The 15,236-nt window shown below is 61.5% G+C and carries 12 protein-coding genes; 3 read left to right on the top strand and 9 right to left on the bottom strand.

The genetic code is table 11. The features are described 5' to 3' along the window. Positions 1–14: 14 nt before the first annotated feature. The 6 genes from ACODTO_RS05815 to ACODTO_RS05790 all read right to left on the bottom strand — a co-directional run bounded on the left by ACODTO_RS05815 (position 15) and on the right by ACODTO_RS05790 (position 7,046). On the bottom strand, positions 15–2,474 hold the full coding sequence (locus ACODTO_RS05815) for an EAL domain-containing protein (protein WP_139647124.1): 2,460 nt from the start codon (positions 2,472–2,474) through the stop codon (positions 15–17). A 189-nt stretch (positions 2,475–2,663) separates the two neighbouring features. After that, positions 2,664–4,490 (bottom strand): ABC transporter ATP-binding protein, encoded by a 1,827-nt coding sequence (locus tag ACODTO_RS05810; protein ID WP_489106074.1) that lies wholly within the window; start codon positions 4,488–4,490, stop codon positions 2,664–2,666. Beyond that, on the bottom strand, positions 4,483–5,118 hold the full coding sequence (locus ACODTO_RS05805) for a DsbA family protein (protein ID WP_139647128.1): 636 nt from the start codon (positions 5,116–5,118) through the stop codon (positions 4,483–4,485). Before ACODTO_RS05805 ends, ACODTO_RS05810 begins: the two co-directional genes overlap by 8 nt. A 3-nt stretch (positions 5,119–5,121) precedes the next feature. Next, on the bottom strand, positions 5,122–6,063 hold the full coding sequence (gene trhO, locus ACODTO_RS05800; RefSeq protein WP_139647130.1) for an oxygen-dependent tRNA uridine(34) hydroxylase TrhO: 942 nt from the start codon (positions 6,061–6,063) through the stop codon (positions 5,122–5,124). 149 nt (positions 6,064–6,212) lie between these two features. Beyond that, entirely contained in the window at positions 6,213–6,512 is a 300-nt protein-coding gene (locus tag ACODTO_RS05795) for a BolA family protein (RefSeq protein WP_041024552.1), read from the bottom strand. A 12-nt stretch (positions 6,513–6,524) separates the two neighbouring features. Beyond that, positions 6,525–7,046 carry a DUF2059 domain-containing protein gene (locus ACODTO_RS05790; protein WP_175385938.1) on the bottom strand — a complete coding sequence of 174 codons (522 nt, stop codon included), beginning with the start codon at positions 7,044–7,046 and terminating at the stop codon, positions 6,525–6,527. Between the two features lie 192 nt (positions 7,047–7,238). Between ACODTO_RS05790 and ACODTO_RS05785 the strand changes: the two genes are divergently transcribed. After that, the gene (locus ACODTO_RS05785; protein WP_139647134.1) at positions 7,239–8,633 is read left to right on the top strand and encodes a class II fumarate hydratase; all 1,395 of its coding nucleotides are present in this window, start codon (positions 7,239–7,241) and stop codon (positions 8,631–8,633) included. Between the two features lie 155 nt (positions 8,634–8,788). Here ACODTO_RS05785 and ACODTO_RS05780 read toward each other — a convergent pair whose 3' ends face one another. Further along, a complete protein-coding gene (locus ACODTO_RS05780; RefSeq protein WP_175385937.1) occupies positions 8,789–9,751 on the bottom strand; it encodes a DMT family transporter in 963 nt (320 codons plus the stop codon). A 199-nt stretch (positions 9,752–9,950) separates the two neighbouring features. Here ACODTO_RS05780 and ACODTO_RS05775 point away from each other — a divergent pair, with 199 nt between their 5' ends. Further along, the gene (locus ACODTO_RS05775) at positions 9,951–10,148 is read left to right on the top strand and encodes a DUF6316 family protein (protein ID WP_041024548.1); all 198 of its coding nucleotides are present in this window, start codon (positions 9,951–9,953) and stop codon (positions 10,146–10,148) included. 191 nt (positions 10,149–10,339) lie between these two features. On the opposite strand, the gene ACODTO_RS05770 is transcribed toward ACODTO_RS05775, so the two are convergent. Both ACODTO_RS05770 and pap read right to left on the bottom strand, forming a co-directional pair. Continuing rightward, complete coding sequence (locus ACODTO_RS05770; RefSeq protein ID WP_139647138.1) at positions 10,340–11,524, bottom strand: thiolase family protein; 1,185 nt, start codon at positions 11,522–11,524, stop codon at positions 10,340–10,342. Positions 11,525–11,628: 104 nt separating this feature from the next. Continuing rightward, positions 11,629–13,122: a polyphosphate:AMP phosphotransferase gene (pap, locus tag ACODTO_RS05765; protein WP_139647140.1), complete on the bottom strand. Its 1,494-nt coding sequence runs from the start codon at positions 13,120–13,122 to the stop codon at positions 11,629–11,631. A 121-nt stretch (positions 13,123–13,243) separates the two neighbouring features. Between pap and mnmC the strand changes: the two genes are divergently transcribed. Then, positions 13,244–15,232, top strand: coding sequence for a bifunctional tRNA (5-methylaminomethyl-2-thiouridine)(34)-methyltransferase MnmC2/FAD-dependent 5-carboxymethylaminomethyl-2-thiouridine(34) oxidoreductase MnmC1 (gene mnmC / locus ACODTO_RS05760; protein WP_175385936.1), 1,989 nt, complete (start codon positions 13,244–13,246; stop codon positions 15,230–15,232). Positions 15,233–15,236: the final 4 nt, after the last annotated feature.

Genomic DNA, 15,236 nt, shown 5'->3' with positions numbered 1-15,236 from the left:
GATCAACAAGAGGCTCAGCGGAACGTGCCGGGGGCCTTGAATAACAACGGCTGGGGCCGGGCCGGCCTGCATTGCAACGTGTCACAGGTAAACAACTGCGGGCGCTCGATGACATACCCCTGAGCGTAGTCCACTCCAATCTCCAGCAATGCCTGCTCGATCTGGGCAGTTTCCACAAACTCGGCAATGGTGCGCTTACCCATGACGTGGCCGATGTGGTTGATCACCTCGACCATTGCACGGTTAATCGGGTCGTCCAGCATATCCTTTACGAAACTCCCGTCGATCTTCAGGAAGTCTACAGGTAAATGTTTCAGGTAAGCGAATGAAGACATTCCGGCGCAAAAGTCATCCAGCGAGAAGTAACAACCCAAGCTCTTGAGTTCATTGATAAAGCGAATGGCGCTGCCCAAATTCGAAATAGCGCTGGTCTCTGTAATTTCAAAACAAATCATTTCCGGCGGAATCGAATACGCCGCGAACTGTTTACGCAGGAAGTCGAGGAATGCCTGATCTCCGATAGTCGTGCCTGACAGATTGATCGCACACATGGCCATTGGGCCCTGCCGCGAATCGTTCAGGCACTGGCGGATGATTCTGAAGACATTCTCCACCACCCAACGGTCCAGGGACGTCATCAGGCCATAGCGCTCCGCCGCAGGAATGAAGCTGTCCGGCAGAATCATCCGCCCGGCTTCATCATGCAAGCGCAACAGGATCTCAATGTGCCCGCCACCATGGTCACCTGGCCCCAGCGCGGCAATTTCCTGGGCATAGAGGCAGAAGCGGTTTTCCTCCAGGGCCATGTGCAAGCGCTGGACCCAGGCCATCTCACCGAAACGCAGGGACAACTCCGAATCGTCGGCATGGTAGACCTGGACTCGGTTGCGGCCCTTCTCCTTGGCCATGTAACAGGCCATGTCGGCGGCGCGCAGGGACGCCTCCAGGGTGGTCGGGTTCTGGGCGATGTGCACCAGGCCAATACTCACGGTGGTGACGAATGGCCGCCCTTTCCAGACAAAGTGCAGATTCTGCACGGTCTGGCGCAGACCTTCAGCGATCTTCTCCGCGGCCTCCGGCGAACAGTTCTCCAGCAAGATACCGAACTCATCGCCGCCCAACCGGGCCAGGGTGTCGTTTTCCCGCAGGCCCGATTGCAGCAACGCGCAGATGTGCCGCAACAATTCGTCACCCGCCGCATGGCCGCAGGTATCGTTGACCAGCTTGAACTGGTCCAGGTCGAGGAACATCAAGGCATGGCGTCCGACCTGGCGCGTCAGGTTATGCAAGGCCTGCTCGAGCCGGTACTCGAATTCCCGGCGGTTCGCCAGGCCGGTCAGCGCATCATGGGTAGCCTGCCACGACAGGTTGGCAATGTACTGGCGCTCCTGGGTCATGTCGTGCAGGACCAGGACGGCGCCGCTGACCTTGCCCGCATGGCGGATCGGCGCCCCCACCAGGGTCACCGACACCGTGCTGCCGTCCAGGCGCTGGATCAGTTTGGAATGTTCGCTGCCACCACCGAGCCGACCGCTGAGAATGTGTTCGATCAGCGTCAGGCCTTCGGTCTGGGCATTGTCGTCGATCAGGTTGAACAGCGCGGCCAAGGGCAGTCCGGTGGCGTGTTCGGCCTTCCAGTGGGTCATCGCCTCGGCAGCGGGATTCATGTAGGCAATGGCGCCTTCGACGTCGGTGGTGATGACCCCGTCGCCGATGGACTGCAAAGTGATCTGCGCCCGCTCCTTCTCCAGTTGCAAGGCATTGGCGAACACCTGTCGCTGGGTCAGTAGTTTGTGGGTACGCAACAAGGCCAGGACAATCAGCCCAAGTGCTGTGGCGAAGTTGGTCACCAGCAACAGGCGCAGGATAAAGCGCGATCCCTCGCCCAGCTCGTCGCTGAAAGCCTTGGCTGCCGGGGTAACGGAGTCGTTGATGGCAAAGATCCGCGCCTTCCAGCCGCGAATATCGGTCTCCGAAGCAGTCCCTTCGGCAATGCTGTCGTGCATCTGCCGAGCAACGTTATCCAGCTCGATCAGATAGCCGTCGCCCACCGTCCAGAGATCGATCGCTTCTTCCAGGTAACTGAAGTGACGGAAATTCAGATAGAGCCAGATCAGGCTGGGCACGTCGTCCGGGTGGTTTCCCCCTTGAAGGATGCCCGCCCGTGCCGCTTCCAGGTCAGGCGGCTGTCGATCCAGCGCCACCCGCAAGTCGTGACCGCCCTCGGGCACGGCAATGGCTTGCTGATATTTACGGAAAATCGATTCGTCGCGGCTGTCGGCATAGAGATTCAGGTAATAAATGGCGTCCTTCTGCCCCTTGGACCAGAGGCTTTCCCCCGCGACATAGCCACGAACGGCTGATAATACGTAGAGACTGACGCCTCCGAGCAATGCCTGAAATAGCACAACGGCAATGAAGGGCCAGACGATGCCCAACAAACGAGGCGTTCCGAGAGTCCGCTTTTGCTTCATGAGGTCCCTTGCACAGGCATTGCCGATGAGCACCCGGGAGAAATCCGCTCCTGATTTCAGAGCCTAGGCCAGTTTTCGATCCTTGGAATGGTTGGATCGAAGGATCTATAGGCTTTGGATGGAAATTCGAATAAATCGGGGCATTTGGCTGATTTTTTTGGATACTAAGCGCAGAAAATCACAGGAAACTCAAGGCTGCTGTATCTGTTGCAAATGACCATAGAGTCGGGCGTACAGGCCGCCCTCGGCAATCAATTGCAAATGGTCACCGTCTTCAGCGATTCGCCCACCATCGAACACCAATACCCGGTCGGCCTGTTTCACGGCCGACAACCGGTGGGCAATGATCAGCGTGGTGCGTCCACTCAGAAAACGCGCCAGGGCCTGGTGGAGGTTGTACTCGGTGGCGGCGTCCAGTGCGGAGGTCGCTTCGTCAAGGATCACCACCCGCGGCTCGGCCAATACCATGCGGGCAATGGCCAGGCGTTGACGCTGCCCACCGGACAGCCGCACCCCGGAACGTCCGACCACACTCTCCAGCCCCAGGGGCAACGCGCGCACCGTGGTATCGAGCTGGGCAATGGTCAATGCCCGCCAGCAGGCCTCGTCGCTGCAGTCGCGGCCCATGGAGAGGTTGGCCCGCACCGTGTCGTTGAACAAGGCAGGATGCTGCAGCACCACCGCGACATTTTCACGGATGGTTTCCAGGCCGATCTCCTGCTGCGTGGCGCCACCAAACCGGATGCTGCCCGACTGCGGCGTATACAGGCCCAACAACAGCTGCACCAGGGTGCTCTTGCCGCCACCGCTGGCCCCCACGATGGCGACTTTTTCGCCGGGTGAGATGGACAGGTTCAACTGGTCGAGCACCAGTTCCTCGCCATAGCCGAAGCTCAAGCCCTGGATGTCGATGCCCACAGTATCGTGGCCCTTGAACGGGTCGACACCGCCGGTGTACTGAGGTTCGTCGGCCCGGGCCAGGAGTTCGTTGATCCGACTCAACGCACCGCCCGCCGCGTAATAGGCGTATTGCAGGTTCAACAACTGCTCCACCGGACCGATCATGAACCAGAGGTAGCTGAACACCGCCAGCATCTGGCCAATGGACAGGTCGGAAAACAGCACCGTGAGCATCGCCGCAGCACGGAAAATGTCGATGCCGAACTGGAACAGCAAGCCACTGGCGCGGCCCGACGCATCGCTTTTCCACTGGGAATTGACCGCATAATCACGCACCTCCCGGGCGCGCTGGCCCAGGCGTCCGAGGAAAAACCCCTGGCGGTTCCCGGCGCGCACTTCCTGGATCGCGTCCAGGGTTTCGGTCAATGCCTGGGTGAAGCGCGAGGTGCTGTCGTTCTCCAGCTTCTTGAGGTGCTTGACCCGCTTGCCCAACTGCACCGTGGCATAGATCACCAGCGGATTGAACAACAGGATCAGCAGCGCCAGTTTCCAATGCATCCACATCAGGATGCCGGCGGTGCCCACCAGCGTCAGCATCGCCACCAGGAAACGGCTGAGGGTTTCACCGACGAATTTATCGAGAGTGTCCAGGTCGGTGACCAGGTGCGCAGCCACGGTGCCGCTGCCCAGGCTTTCGTATTCCCCCAGGGAAATACGTTTGAGGCGCTCGATCAGACGGACACGGATGCGATAGACGATGTCTTTGGCGAGCCTGGCAAACAAACGCGCCTGTAACACGTTGAACAGCAACGCGCCGCACCGAAGGGTCAAGGTCGCCAGCAGCATCAAGCCGATATAGCCGGCAGCCGTTTGCCACCCCGTCGGCAAGGCGTGGTTCATCACCTTCAGGGCGGCGTCGCCACGCCCTAGCAGTACTTCATCCACCAACAATGGCAACAGTAAAGGGATCGGCACGCTACAGAGCGTCGCCAGCACCGCCACGCCGTTGGCAATCCACAGGGCTTTCTTGTGTTTGAGGGCCAGGCGACGGATTTCCGCCCAGCTCAATCGATCGACGCGCTGTGGCTCCGAGGTGCCATCCGGCAGGTCAGGCACAGGCCGCACGCTCCAGCCAGCGGCCAAGCAGTGGTGACAGTTGGCTCAGGGGTTGGTAACCGTTGGTGAGCAGGGCCAATTGGCCCTCGCGCTCGGCCAGTAGCGTAGGGAACCCGGCAATGCCGAGATCCTGCACCCACGTGAAATCCGCGGCAGTGGCCGCATGTTGATCGGCACTGTCAAACGCCGCGGCAAACTCGATGCGTGGCAGTCCGGCCTGTTCGGCCAGTTCCACCAGGACGCTGGCATGGGTCACGTCGCGACCCTGCACATAAAAAGCCTGCTGGATCAGTTTGAGCAGCTTCCAGGCCAGGTCCGGCGCCAGGCTCCGGGCCGTCACCACAGCCCGGCAGGCCGGCTCGGTGTCATAAACGAAACCGTCCGGCAACGCGCCCTCCAGCTTGAAGGGCTGGCCGGTGGCCTGGGTGACAGCCTGCCAGTGCTCGAGGATGTAACGCCGGGTAGTGGGCTCCAGGGCCGAACCGCTGCCCGTACGCAACCCGCCCACCACCAGGTGCAGCTCCACGCCCTGGACCCGCGCCTGCTCGACCAATGCTTCGGCCACTGGTGCGAAGCCCCAGCACCAGGAACACATCGGGTCCATGACATACAGCAGACGTGGCGGCATGGTTCAGGCCTCGGAGGATGATTGCTTGTAGTTGTAGCCGATCGGGTGCGGCATGTTGCGAGCCTTGGCCAATTCGATCTGCTTTTGCCGGTCGATGGCACTGCGACGGGTCTTCTCGCTCAGTTTGTCCCAGCAATGCGGGCAACTGATGCCCGGCACGTAGTGCTCCGAAGCGCGATCTTCCAGGCTCACCGGTGTACGGCACGCATGACATTGATCGTAGTCGCCTTCGCTGAGATCGTGGCGAACGGTCACGCGGTTATCGAACACAAAGCAGTCGCCGCGCCATTTGGTTTCTTCCTGGGGAACCTCTTCGAGGTATTTCAGGATGCCACCCTTGAGGTGGAAAACCTCGTCGAAGCCCTGGCTCAGCATGTAGCTGGAAGCTTTTTCACAGCGGATGCCGCCGGTGCAGAACATCGCGACCTTCTTGTGCCGGGCCGGGTCGAAGTTGGCCTTGATGTAGTCGGGAAACTCGCGAAAGCTGGTGGTCTTGGGATCGATTGCGCCTTCGAATGTCCCGATAGACACTTCGTAGTCGTTACGGGTATCGATCAGCAACACTTCCGGATCGCTGATCAGCGCGTTCCAGTCCTGGGGTTCGACATAGGTGCCGACCTGCTTGTTCGGATCCACGCCTTCGACGCCGAGGGTGACGATTTCTTTCTTGAGCTTGACCTTGGTGCGGTAGAACGGCTGCTCGTCGCAGTACGACTCCTTGTGATCGATATCGATCATCCGCGGGTCGTTCTTGAGCCAGGCCAGCAAGCCGTCGATGCCTTCACGGGTACCGGAGACCGTGCCGTTGATGCCTTCTTCGGCGATCAGCAGAGTGCCTTTGATAGCGTTATCGAGCATCGCCTTGAGCAAGGGCTCACGCAGCTCGACGTAATCTTCCAGGGTGACGAACTTATACAGTGCCGCCACGACAATGGGTTGTGTCATGGGTATTTCTCCAGGTGGCTACCCTCGTAAAGGGTGAACCGGATGCAAAAAAAACGCGCCGGGTAAGCGGCGCGTGCGAATTCTAACAAAAACTCATGGGTTGCAGGACTTCGACGTCGGGGCTTTACATAAATCCTTCGCCACGCCGATCAGTGCTTGCTGCCACCAGCACAGGTCGGCGAAGCCGGGGCGGCGTCGATCTGAGCCCATTCTTCGGGGGTGTAGGTGTGCAGCGCCAACGCATGGAATTCGCCCATCAGCTCACCCAGCGTGCCGTAGACCTTCTGGTGGCGCTTGACCCGATTCAGTCCTTCAAATTGCCGGCTCACCACCACCGCCTTGAAGTGGGTCTGTAACCCACGGCTGTGCATGTGGCTTTCATCCAGCACTTGCAGGTGCTCGGGCTGCAGGAGGCCGAGGGTCGATTCGATGCGTTGTTGCATGCTCATACCGGGCTCCGCTTACGGCTTTTTCTTGGCTGGGGCAGCAGCTTTGGGCTCAAGCTCGGCGGTCATGTCCGCCAGCAGCTTGTTGACCACTGGCACGGCGCTTTCCAGCTTGGCCTGGGTCAGTTGGGCCGACTGCTGGGTCAGCTGCGGCATTTTTTCCAGGACTTTCTTGCCAAGGGGTGACTGGTAGAAAGCCACCAGGTCCTTGAGCTCCGACTCGCTGAAGTTGGTGGTGTAGAGCTTGACCATGTCCGGCTTGAGCTTGCTCCAGCCGATGGCCTGGTCAAGCGCGGCATTGGCCTTGGCCTGGTAGGTTTCCAGGGTGGCTTTTTTCGACTCGGGAGCCTTGGTCTGCTCGAAGCGCTGGGCAAACATCTGTTGCACCTGCATGTACACCGGGGTGCCCAGTTTGTCAGCGTGTGCCAAGGTCAGGAACGCTTCGGCGCTGGCGTTGTGGCTGGCGGTATCGGCGAGAACAGGGCCGCTGGCACACACCAGAGCAACTGCGGTACAGATGGCGCGAAGACGGGTCATCGAGTTTCCTTATCTAACTGGCGAGGTAAAACCCCAAGGGCGACCATTCTGCGCCTAAAAAACGCCAGGCCTCAACCCCGGTGCTTGCCGGTCCCGATTGACGGACCGAACCGACCGCCCCTAGATTGACGGAACCGGTACCGCCCGACAGGGCCTAAACTGCGCATTCAGACCTATCAGGAGTTTGACCCAATGAGCCGTATCGAAACCGACAGCCTTGGCCAGGTTGAAGTCCCGGAGGACGCCTACTGGGGCGCCCAGACACAGCGTTCCATGATCAACTTCGCCATCGGTAACGAACGCATGCCGCTGTCGGTGCTGCATGCCCTGGCGATGATCAAGAAAGCCGCCGCGCGGGTCAACGACCGCAACGGCGACTTGCCCGCCGACATCGCTCGACTGATCGAACAGGCCGCCGACGAAGTGCTGGACGGCCAGCATGACGACCAGTTCCCGCTGGTGGTCTGGCAGACCGGCAGCGGCACTCAGAGCAACATGAACGTCAACGAGGTGATCGCCGGGCGCGCCAACGAGCTGGCGGGCAACCCCCGCGGCGGCAAGACCCCGGTGCACCCCAACGACCACGTCAACCGCTCCCAGAGCTCCAACGACTGCTTCCCTACCGCCATGCACATCGCCGCCGTGCAAGCCGTCCACAAGCAATTGTTGCCGGCCATCAGCGAACTGTCCGGCGGGCTGGCGGAACTGGCCGCGCGCCACCTGAAACTGGTCAAGACCGGCCGCACCCACATGATGGATGCCACGCCGATCACGTTCGGCCAGGAATTGTCAGCCTTCATTGCCCAGCTCGACTACGCCGAACGGGCGATCCGTGCCGCGCTACCGGCGGTCTGCGAACTGGCCCAGGGCGGCACGGCGGTCGGCACCGGGCTCAACTCGCCCCACGGCTTCGGCGAAGCGATTGCCGCCGAACTCGCGGCGCTTTCCGGTTTGCCATTTGTCACCGCGCCGAACAAGTTTGCGGCACTGGCGGGGCACGAGCCCCTGACCACGCTTTCCGGCGCACTGAAAACCCTGGCCGTGACCCTGATGAAAATCGCCAACGACCTGCGCCTGCTGGGCTCCGGACCTCGGGCCGGCTTCGCCGAAGTGAAATTGCCGGCCAACGAGCCGGGCAGTTCCATCATGCCTGGCAAGGTCAACCCGACCCAGTGCGAAGCCTTGTCGATGCTGGCCTGCCAGGTCATGGGCAATGACGTGACCATTGGCTTTGCCGCCAGCCAGGGCCATTTGCAGTTGAACGTGTTCAAGCCGGTGATCATCCACAATCTGCTGCAATCGATCCGCCTGCTGGCCGATGGCTGCAGCAACTTCCAGCAACATTGCATCGCCGGGCTCGAGCCCGATGGCGAGCAGATGGCGGCGCACCTGGAGCGTGGGTTGATGCTGGTGACAGCGTTGAACCCGCATATCGGCTACGACAAGTCCGCCGAGATCGCCAAGAAAGCCTACAACGAAGGGCTGACCCTGCGCGAGGCAGCACTGCAGTTGGGCTATCTGACCGACGAGGAGTTCGATGCCTGGGTGCGGCCGGAAAACATGCTGGAAGCCGGTAGCCAGGGCTGAACTCTGGTTGACAGGAAGTGAGCCTTCGCGAGCAGGCTCGCTCCCACAAGGGATCCCGGTCGAACCCGGGACTTGCATACGCTGAAGATCCAATGTGGGAGCGAGCCTGCTCGCGATGAGGCCGGTCGACTCACATCACTGTCACCTGCAGGCCGCTACCGCTCCACAGCCAACCGCTCACGCCGGGCCCTCAGCCCTGCAATCAGCGAAGGCCCCAACGCCACCAGCGCTGACCCCACCACCACCAGCACCGCCCCGCCATACCCCAGCAGATTGATCTGCTCGGCATGCACATAGTCGGGCCACCACCAGGCAGCCACGGCCACCGCCGCGAAGGTCACCAGCGGCGTGATCGCCAGGGTCGCGCTGACCCGCGAGGCTTCCCAGTGGGCCAGGGCCTCGGCAAAGGCGCCGTAGGCAATCAGGGTGTTGAGGCAGCAGGCAAACAACAGCCAGCCTTGCAGCGGGCTCAGTTGCAGTGCTTCCAACGGATGGACCCACGGCGTGAGCAGCAACGCACAGAACAGGTAGATCACCATCATCACCTGCAATGAATTCCACACCGTCAACAACTGCTTCTGGCCCAGGGCATAGAACGTCCAGACCGCCGACGCCAGCAACACCATCAAGACCCCGGCGGTGTATTCGCTCAGGGAGGTCAGCAATTCGGCGAGGCGCTGGTTGAAAAACAGCGTGAAGCCGATCAGCAGCACCATCAGGCCGATCCCCTGCCCCAGGCTGAAACGTTCCTTGAACACAAACAGGCTGGCGACCAGCAGCAGGATAGGCCCCATCTGCACCACCAGTTGTGCGGTGCCGGGGCTCAAGCGATTCAGGCCCATCAGGTACAACACATAGTTGCCTACCAGCCCCAGCACCGCCATTGCCACCAACCAGCCGCCACGCGAACCGAGCACCTTGCGGCTGGGCAGGCGTCGGGTGGCCGACAGGTAGATGAACAGCAAGCCGCCGGACACCAGCAAGCGAAACCAGGTCACCGTGACCGGATCCATCACCTGCAGCACCTGCTTGAGCTTGATCGGCAGGATTCCCCACAACAGGGCGGTCAACAAGGCGAGGAACAGGCCGTAGACCCAGCGACCGGACGAAATGTGCATGCAATCCCCGAGGCTCACGAAAAGAGCGACTATTCTAGGGGGAGATGGCCCTGCAACACAGGGACAGTTGGGCACTAACAGTTCAAAGGTCATTGCGGAAAGGAGGGATGGCACATTGCCGCCTATCGCCTGACCAAGCGCCAGTTGACGCTACCGCATAAACTTCACTCAACCGATTTCGATGCTTCTTGGAGCCCCCATGCTTGGCAAACGCGCCCAAGACCTCGCCCCTGCGATGGTCTTTCCCAGTGACCGGATCTGCCGGATAAACGGTGAATTCTATTTCAGTACCCGGGAAGGAACCCAGGAAGGACCGTTTGCCAGTCGTGAGGCCGCGGAGCAAGAGGTCGCGGCGTATATCGAGCGGATGCAGAAGGCGCTTGAGATCGCCAGCTGACAAAGGATTACCCAGACCTGTGGCGAGGGGATTTATCCCCGCTGGGCTGCAAAGCAGCCCCAAAACCAGGCAACTCGGTGGATCAGACTGCTTGAGTCAACGGCGGTGGGGCTGCTACGCAGCCCAGCGGGGCGGTGCGACGTTTCGATAAATCCCCTCGCCACAGATAGTGTCTTTCCTCGGCTTCGTGTTTAACGCACAGCCTCGAACAACCCCGTCGCCCCCATCCCGCCGCCCACGCACATGGTCACGATGCCGTAGCGCAGGTTGCGCCGTTGCAGCTCCCGCACCAGATGTCCGACCTGGCGCGAGCCGGTCATGCCGAACGGATGGCCGATGGCAATCGAGCCGCCATTGACGTTGTATTTTTCATTGTCGATTTCCAAACGGTCACGGCTGTACAGGCACTGGGACGCGAACGCCTCGTTGAGTTCCCACACATCGATATCGGCGATCCGCAAGCCCTTGGCCTTGAGCAGTTTCGGCACCGAGAACACCGGACCGATGCCCATTTCGTCCGGCGCGCAACCGGCCACGGTGAAGCCGCGGAAAAACGCCTTGGGCTTGAGTCCGAGCGCCAGGGCTTTTTCCAGGCTCATCACCAGGGTCATCGAGGCACCGTCGGACAGTTGCGATGAGTTGCCCGCCGTCACCGAACCGTCTTCGGCAAACACCGGCTTCAGGCCGGCCAGGCTTTCGTAGGTGGTATCCGGGCGGTTGCAATCGTCGCGGTCGACCACGCCGTCAAGAATCTGCACCGCACCGGTGTTCTTATCCTCCACCTTGTACTTGACCGCCATCGGTACGATCTCGTCATCGAACAACCCGGCCGCCTGGGCCCGGGCAGTGCGTTGCTGGCTCTGCAACGCATAACGGTCCTGTGCTTCGCGGCTGACCTGGTAGCGGCGGGCGACGATCTCGGCGGTCTGGCCCATGGGGAAATAGATGCCTGGAACCTGATCCTTGAGCAGCGGATTGATCAGGTGATCGGTGTTGACGCTTTTCATCGTCAGGCTGATGGACTCCACACCACCGGCGACGATGATCTCGCTGCACCCGGACGCAATCTGGTTGGCGGCAATGGCGATGGCTTGCAGGCCCGAGGAACAGAAGCGGTTGAGGGTCATGCCGGCGGTGCCTATGCCCAGGTGGGAAAGCACCGCCACGTTACGGCCGATGTTGTAGCCCTGAGCCCCCTCGTTGGAGCCGGCACCGACGATGCAGTCCTCAACGCTGGCCGGGTCGATGTCGTTGCGCGTCAACAGCGCATTGACGCAATGGGCCGCCATGTCGTCCGGGCGGGTCATGTTGAACTTGCCGCGAAACGACTTGGCCAGGCCGGTCCGTACGCTGTCGACGATCACTACTTCTCGCATGGCGGTTCCTCATTGTTGTAGGCGGTCAAGATGGATCGAGCATAAATCCACCTCATAACCGACTGCGACAATCATTCACCCCGCATATGCGACCTCATCGCCCGTTACTTCCCGCTGCGCTTGAACGCGGCCTCCAGCGCCTCGTTGAGGGTGCGCAACACCTTGACCCGGGCCCAACGCTTGTCATTGGCTTCTACCAGGGTCCAGAGGGATATCTCGGTACTGGTGCGGTCGACCATGTCGCACACCGCCGCCCGGTAGGCGTCCCACTTGTCACGGTTGCGCCAGTCGTCCTCGGTGATCTTGAAGCGCTTGAAGGGGATTTCCTCGCGTTCCTGAAAGCGTTCGAGCTGGGTCTCCTTGTCGATGGCCAGCCAGAACTTGACCACTACCACGCCGGCGTCGGCAATCTGCTCCTCGAAATCATTGATCTCGCCATAGGCCCGCAGCCAGTCGGCCCTACTGCAGAAGCCTTCGACCCGCTCCACCAATACCCGGCCATACCAGGAACGATCGAATACGGTGAATTTGCCCCGCGCCGGAATATGCCGCCAGAACCGCCACATGTAGGGATGGGCACGCTCTTCTTCAGTGGGCGCGGCGATTGGCACAATGCTGTACTGGCGTGGATCGAGCGCCGCCGCGACCCGCCGGATCGCTCCGCCCTTGCCCGCCGCATCGTTGCCTTCGAACACGGCCACCAGCGCGTGCCGGCGCATGCGTTTGTCCCTCAACAAGCCGGCAAACCGGGCCTGCTCGGTGATCAGCTGTTCCTCATAGTCGTCCTTGTCCAGCCGCTGGGTCATGTCCAGGCTGTCAATCAGGGTCACCTGGTCATCCAACACCGGCAGCGGTGCCACGCTGACCTTTTCCGGCTTGATCGCCGGCCGATCCAGTGCCTGGCGCATGCCTTCGAGCAGGATCCTGCCGACCGTGAGGCTGCGATAATAGGTGTCCACGCCCTCGATCACATGCCACGGCGCGTAATCGCGACTGGTGCGGCGCAACACCCGCTCGCCGTACTTGACGAACTTGTCGTAGGTCTGGGATTGCTGCCAGTCCAGCGGACTGATGCGCCAACTGTGCAGCGGGTCATCCTTGAGCCCCTTGAGCCTGGCTTTCATTTGCTTCTTGGACAGATGAAACCAGAACTTGAAGATCAGCGCGCCTTCATCGCAGAGCATTTTTTCCAGGCGCTCAGCGGCATTGATCGCCTGATCGAGCCGAGGGTCCTTGAACTCGCCATGAACCCGGCCCTGAAGCATCTGGCTATACCAGTTGCCGAAGAAAATCCCCATGCGTCCCTTGGCCGGCAGCATCCGCCAATAGCGCCAGGCCGGCGGCCGCGCCAGTTCTTCGTCGGTCTGCTGGTCGAACGTGCGCACTTCGATCAGCCGCGGGTCCATCCACTCGTTGAGCAACTTCACCGTCTCACCCTTGCCCGCGCCCTCGATACCGTTGATCAACACGATGACCGGGAAGCGGCTCTGCTGATGCAACTCGAACTGGGCTTCGAGCAGTGCTTCACGCAGCGCCGGCACCTCGGCTTCAAAGGTGTCTTTATCGATGGCATGACCGATTTCGGCGGATTCGAACATAGGCAGCTCCTTCCAGGGATTGGGGCAAGACTAGCGGATTGGATACCGCGATGTGTAGGAGCTCCTGCGCAGTTACCCAGCCTCGGGCTAGAATAGCGTCCCGGATTTAACTGAGCCTGCCATGCCCCCCGTACAGCACCACGCCCAACTTGACTGGGATGACCAGGGTCTGCCCCGTTCCCGGGTGTTCGACGATGTGTATTTTTCCGACCAGTCGGGGCTGGAAGAAACCCGCTATGTGTTTCTTGAACAGAACAACCTGGCCGAGCGCTTCGCCGCGTTGCCGGACCATGGGCGGCTGGTGATCGGTGAGACCGGGTTTGGCACCGGGCTGAACTTTCTGTGTGCCTGGCAGTTATTCGAGCAACGCGCACCCGCCGGGGCGCGACTGCATTTTGTCAGCGTCGAAAAATACCCCCTGAGCCCTCAAGACCTGCACCGGGCCCTTGCCCTGTGGCCGTCCCTCAAGCTTCAGGCCGATCAATTGCTTGAGCAATACGTCGCGATCCATCAAGGTTTCCAGCGCCTGACACTGGCGGGCGGACGGGTGACGCTGACGCTGATGATCGGTGACGCCCTGGAACAGTTGCCACAGCTGGACGGACACATCGACGCCTGGTTCCTGGATGGTTTCGCACCAGCCAAGAACCCCGACATGTGGACCGCCGAGCTGTTCGCCGAACTGGCCCGGCTGGCGGCGCCTGGCGCCACTCTGAGCACCTTCACCAGCACCGGTTGGGTGCGACGATTGTTGAACGCGGCGGGCTTCAAGATGAAGCGCACGCCGGGCATCGGGCATAAATGGGAAATCCTGCGGGGCGTGTTCCTTGGCTGGCCGGAATCACAGGAGCAGGCCGCCCCCCTTCCGGCAAAACCCTGGTATGCCCGCCCCGCTCCGCTCACCGGCGAACGCCGGGCCCTGGTGATCGGCGGTGGCCTGGCCGGTTGCGCCAGCGCGGCGAGCCTCGCGGCCCGTGGCTGGCAGGTGACGTTACTGGAGCGGCATGCCGGGTTGGCCGAGGAAGCGTCCGGCAACCCCCAGGGGGTGTTGTACCTGAAGCTTTCCGCTCACGGCACGGCGTTGTCGCAGATGATCCTCAGCGGCTTCGGCTACACGCGGCGCTTGCTGGAACACCTGCAGCGGGGCATGGACTGGGACGGCTGCGGTGTCCTGCAGTTGGCCTTCAACCACAAGGAAGCCGAGCGCCAGGCGCAACTGGCCGCCGCGTTCCCGGCCGATCTGCTGCACACACTGGAGCAACCCGAAGCCGAGGCGCTGTCCGGCATCGGCCTGGCCTGTGGCGGTCTGTTCTACCCTGAAGGGGGTTGGGTAAATCCGCCGGCGCTGTGCCGCTGGCAGGCCTCGGGCTCGTCGATCGAGGTGTTGCCTCACCGTGAAGTGCTGGATCTGCGCCGCGTCGACGGCCAGTGGCAAGCCTGGGGTGGTGAGCGCTGCCTGGCCAGCGCACCGGTGGCGATCCTGGCTAGCGCTGCCGAGATAAAACGTTTCGAAGCAGCCGCCGACCTGCCCCTCAAGCGCATACGCGGGCAAATCACCCGCCTGCCGCAGACGGCCCGCAGCCAGAGCCTGCGCACGGTGGTCTGCGCGGAGGGATACGTGGCCCCGCCGCGAATGGGTGAACATACGCTGGGGGCCAGTTTCGACTTCAAGAGCGATGACTTGACACCCACCGCCGCCGAACATGCCGGCAACCTGCAAATGCTCGAAGAAATCTCTCTCGACCTGGTGGACCGCCTGGACGCCGGCCTCCTGGATCCGGAGCAGCTCGAAGGCCGTGCGGCGTTTCGTTGCACCAGCCCGGACTATCTGCCGATTGTCGGGCCGTTGGCGGACAACCGGGCATTTACCGAGGCGTATCACGCCCTGAGCAAAGATGCCCGCCAGGTCCCGGACACCCCCTGCCCCTGGCTCGATGGCCTGTACGTCAACAGCGGTCATGGCTCCCGCGGCCTGATCACCGCGCCACTGTCCGGCGAACTGATCGCCGCCTGGCTGGACAACGAACCTTTGCCCTTGCCCCGGAGCGTGGCCGAGGCCTGCCATCCGAACAGGTTTGCCTTAAGGGCGCTGATCCGCGGCAAGGCCTGACGCA

The organism is Pseudomonas sp. FG13 (assembly GCF_057809755.1).
The sequence above is the reverse complement of the archived record's forward strand: the minus strand, read 5'-3'. Positions and strand labels throughout refer to the sequence as shown.

Bases quoted from the DNA above. Each gene is read 5' to 3' on its own strand.
- ACODTO_RS05815 (WP_139647124.1), bottom strand. From the start codon at position 2,474: ATGAAGCAAAAGCGGACTCTCGGAACGCCTCGTTTGTTGGGCATCGTC.
- ACODTO_RS05805 (WP_139647128.1), bottom strand. From the start codon at position 5,118: ATGCCGCCACGTCTGCTGTATGTCATGGACCCGATGTGTTCCTGGTGC.
- trhO (WP_139647130.1), bottom strand. From the start codon at position 6,063: ATGACACAACCCATTGTCGTGGCGGCACTGTATAAGTTCGTCACCCTG.
- ACODTO_RS05795 (WP_041024552.1), bottom strand. From the start codon at position 6,512: ATGAGCATGCAACAACGCATCGAATCGACCCTCGGCCTCCTGCAGCCC.
- ACODTO_RS05790 (WP_175385938.1), bottom strand. From the start codon at position 7,046: ATGACCCGTCTTCGCGCCATCTGTACCGCAGTTGCTCTGGTGTGTGCC.
- ACODTO_RS05785 (WP_139647134.1), top strand. From the start codon at position 7,239: ATGAGCCGTATCGAAACCGACAGCCTTGGCCAGGTTGAAGTCCCGGAG.
- ACODTO_RS05780 (WP_175385937.1), bottom strand. From the start codon at position 9,751: ATGCACATTTCGTCCGGTCGCTGGGTCTACGGCCTGTTCCTCGCCTTG.
- ACODTO_RS05775 (WP_041024548.1), top strand. From the start codon at position 9,951: ATGCTTGGCAAACGCGCCCAAGACCTCGCCCCTGCGATGGTCTTTCCC.
- ACODTO_RS05770 (WP_139647138.1), bottom strand. From the start codon at position 11,524: ATGCGAGAAGTAGTGATCGTCGACAGCGTACGGACCGGCCTGGCCAAG.
- pap (WP_139647140.1), bottom strand. From the start codon at position 13,122: ATGTTCGAATCCGCCGAAATCGGTCATGCCATCGATAAAGACACCTTT.
- mnmC (WP_175385936.1), top strand. From the start codon at position 13,244: ATGCCCCCCGTACAGCACCACGCCCAACTTGACTGGGATGACCAGGGT.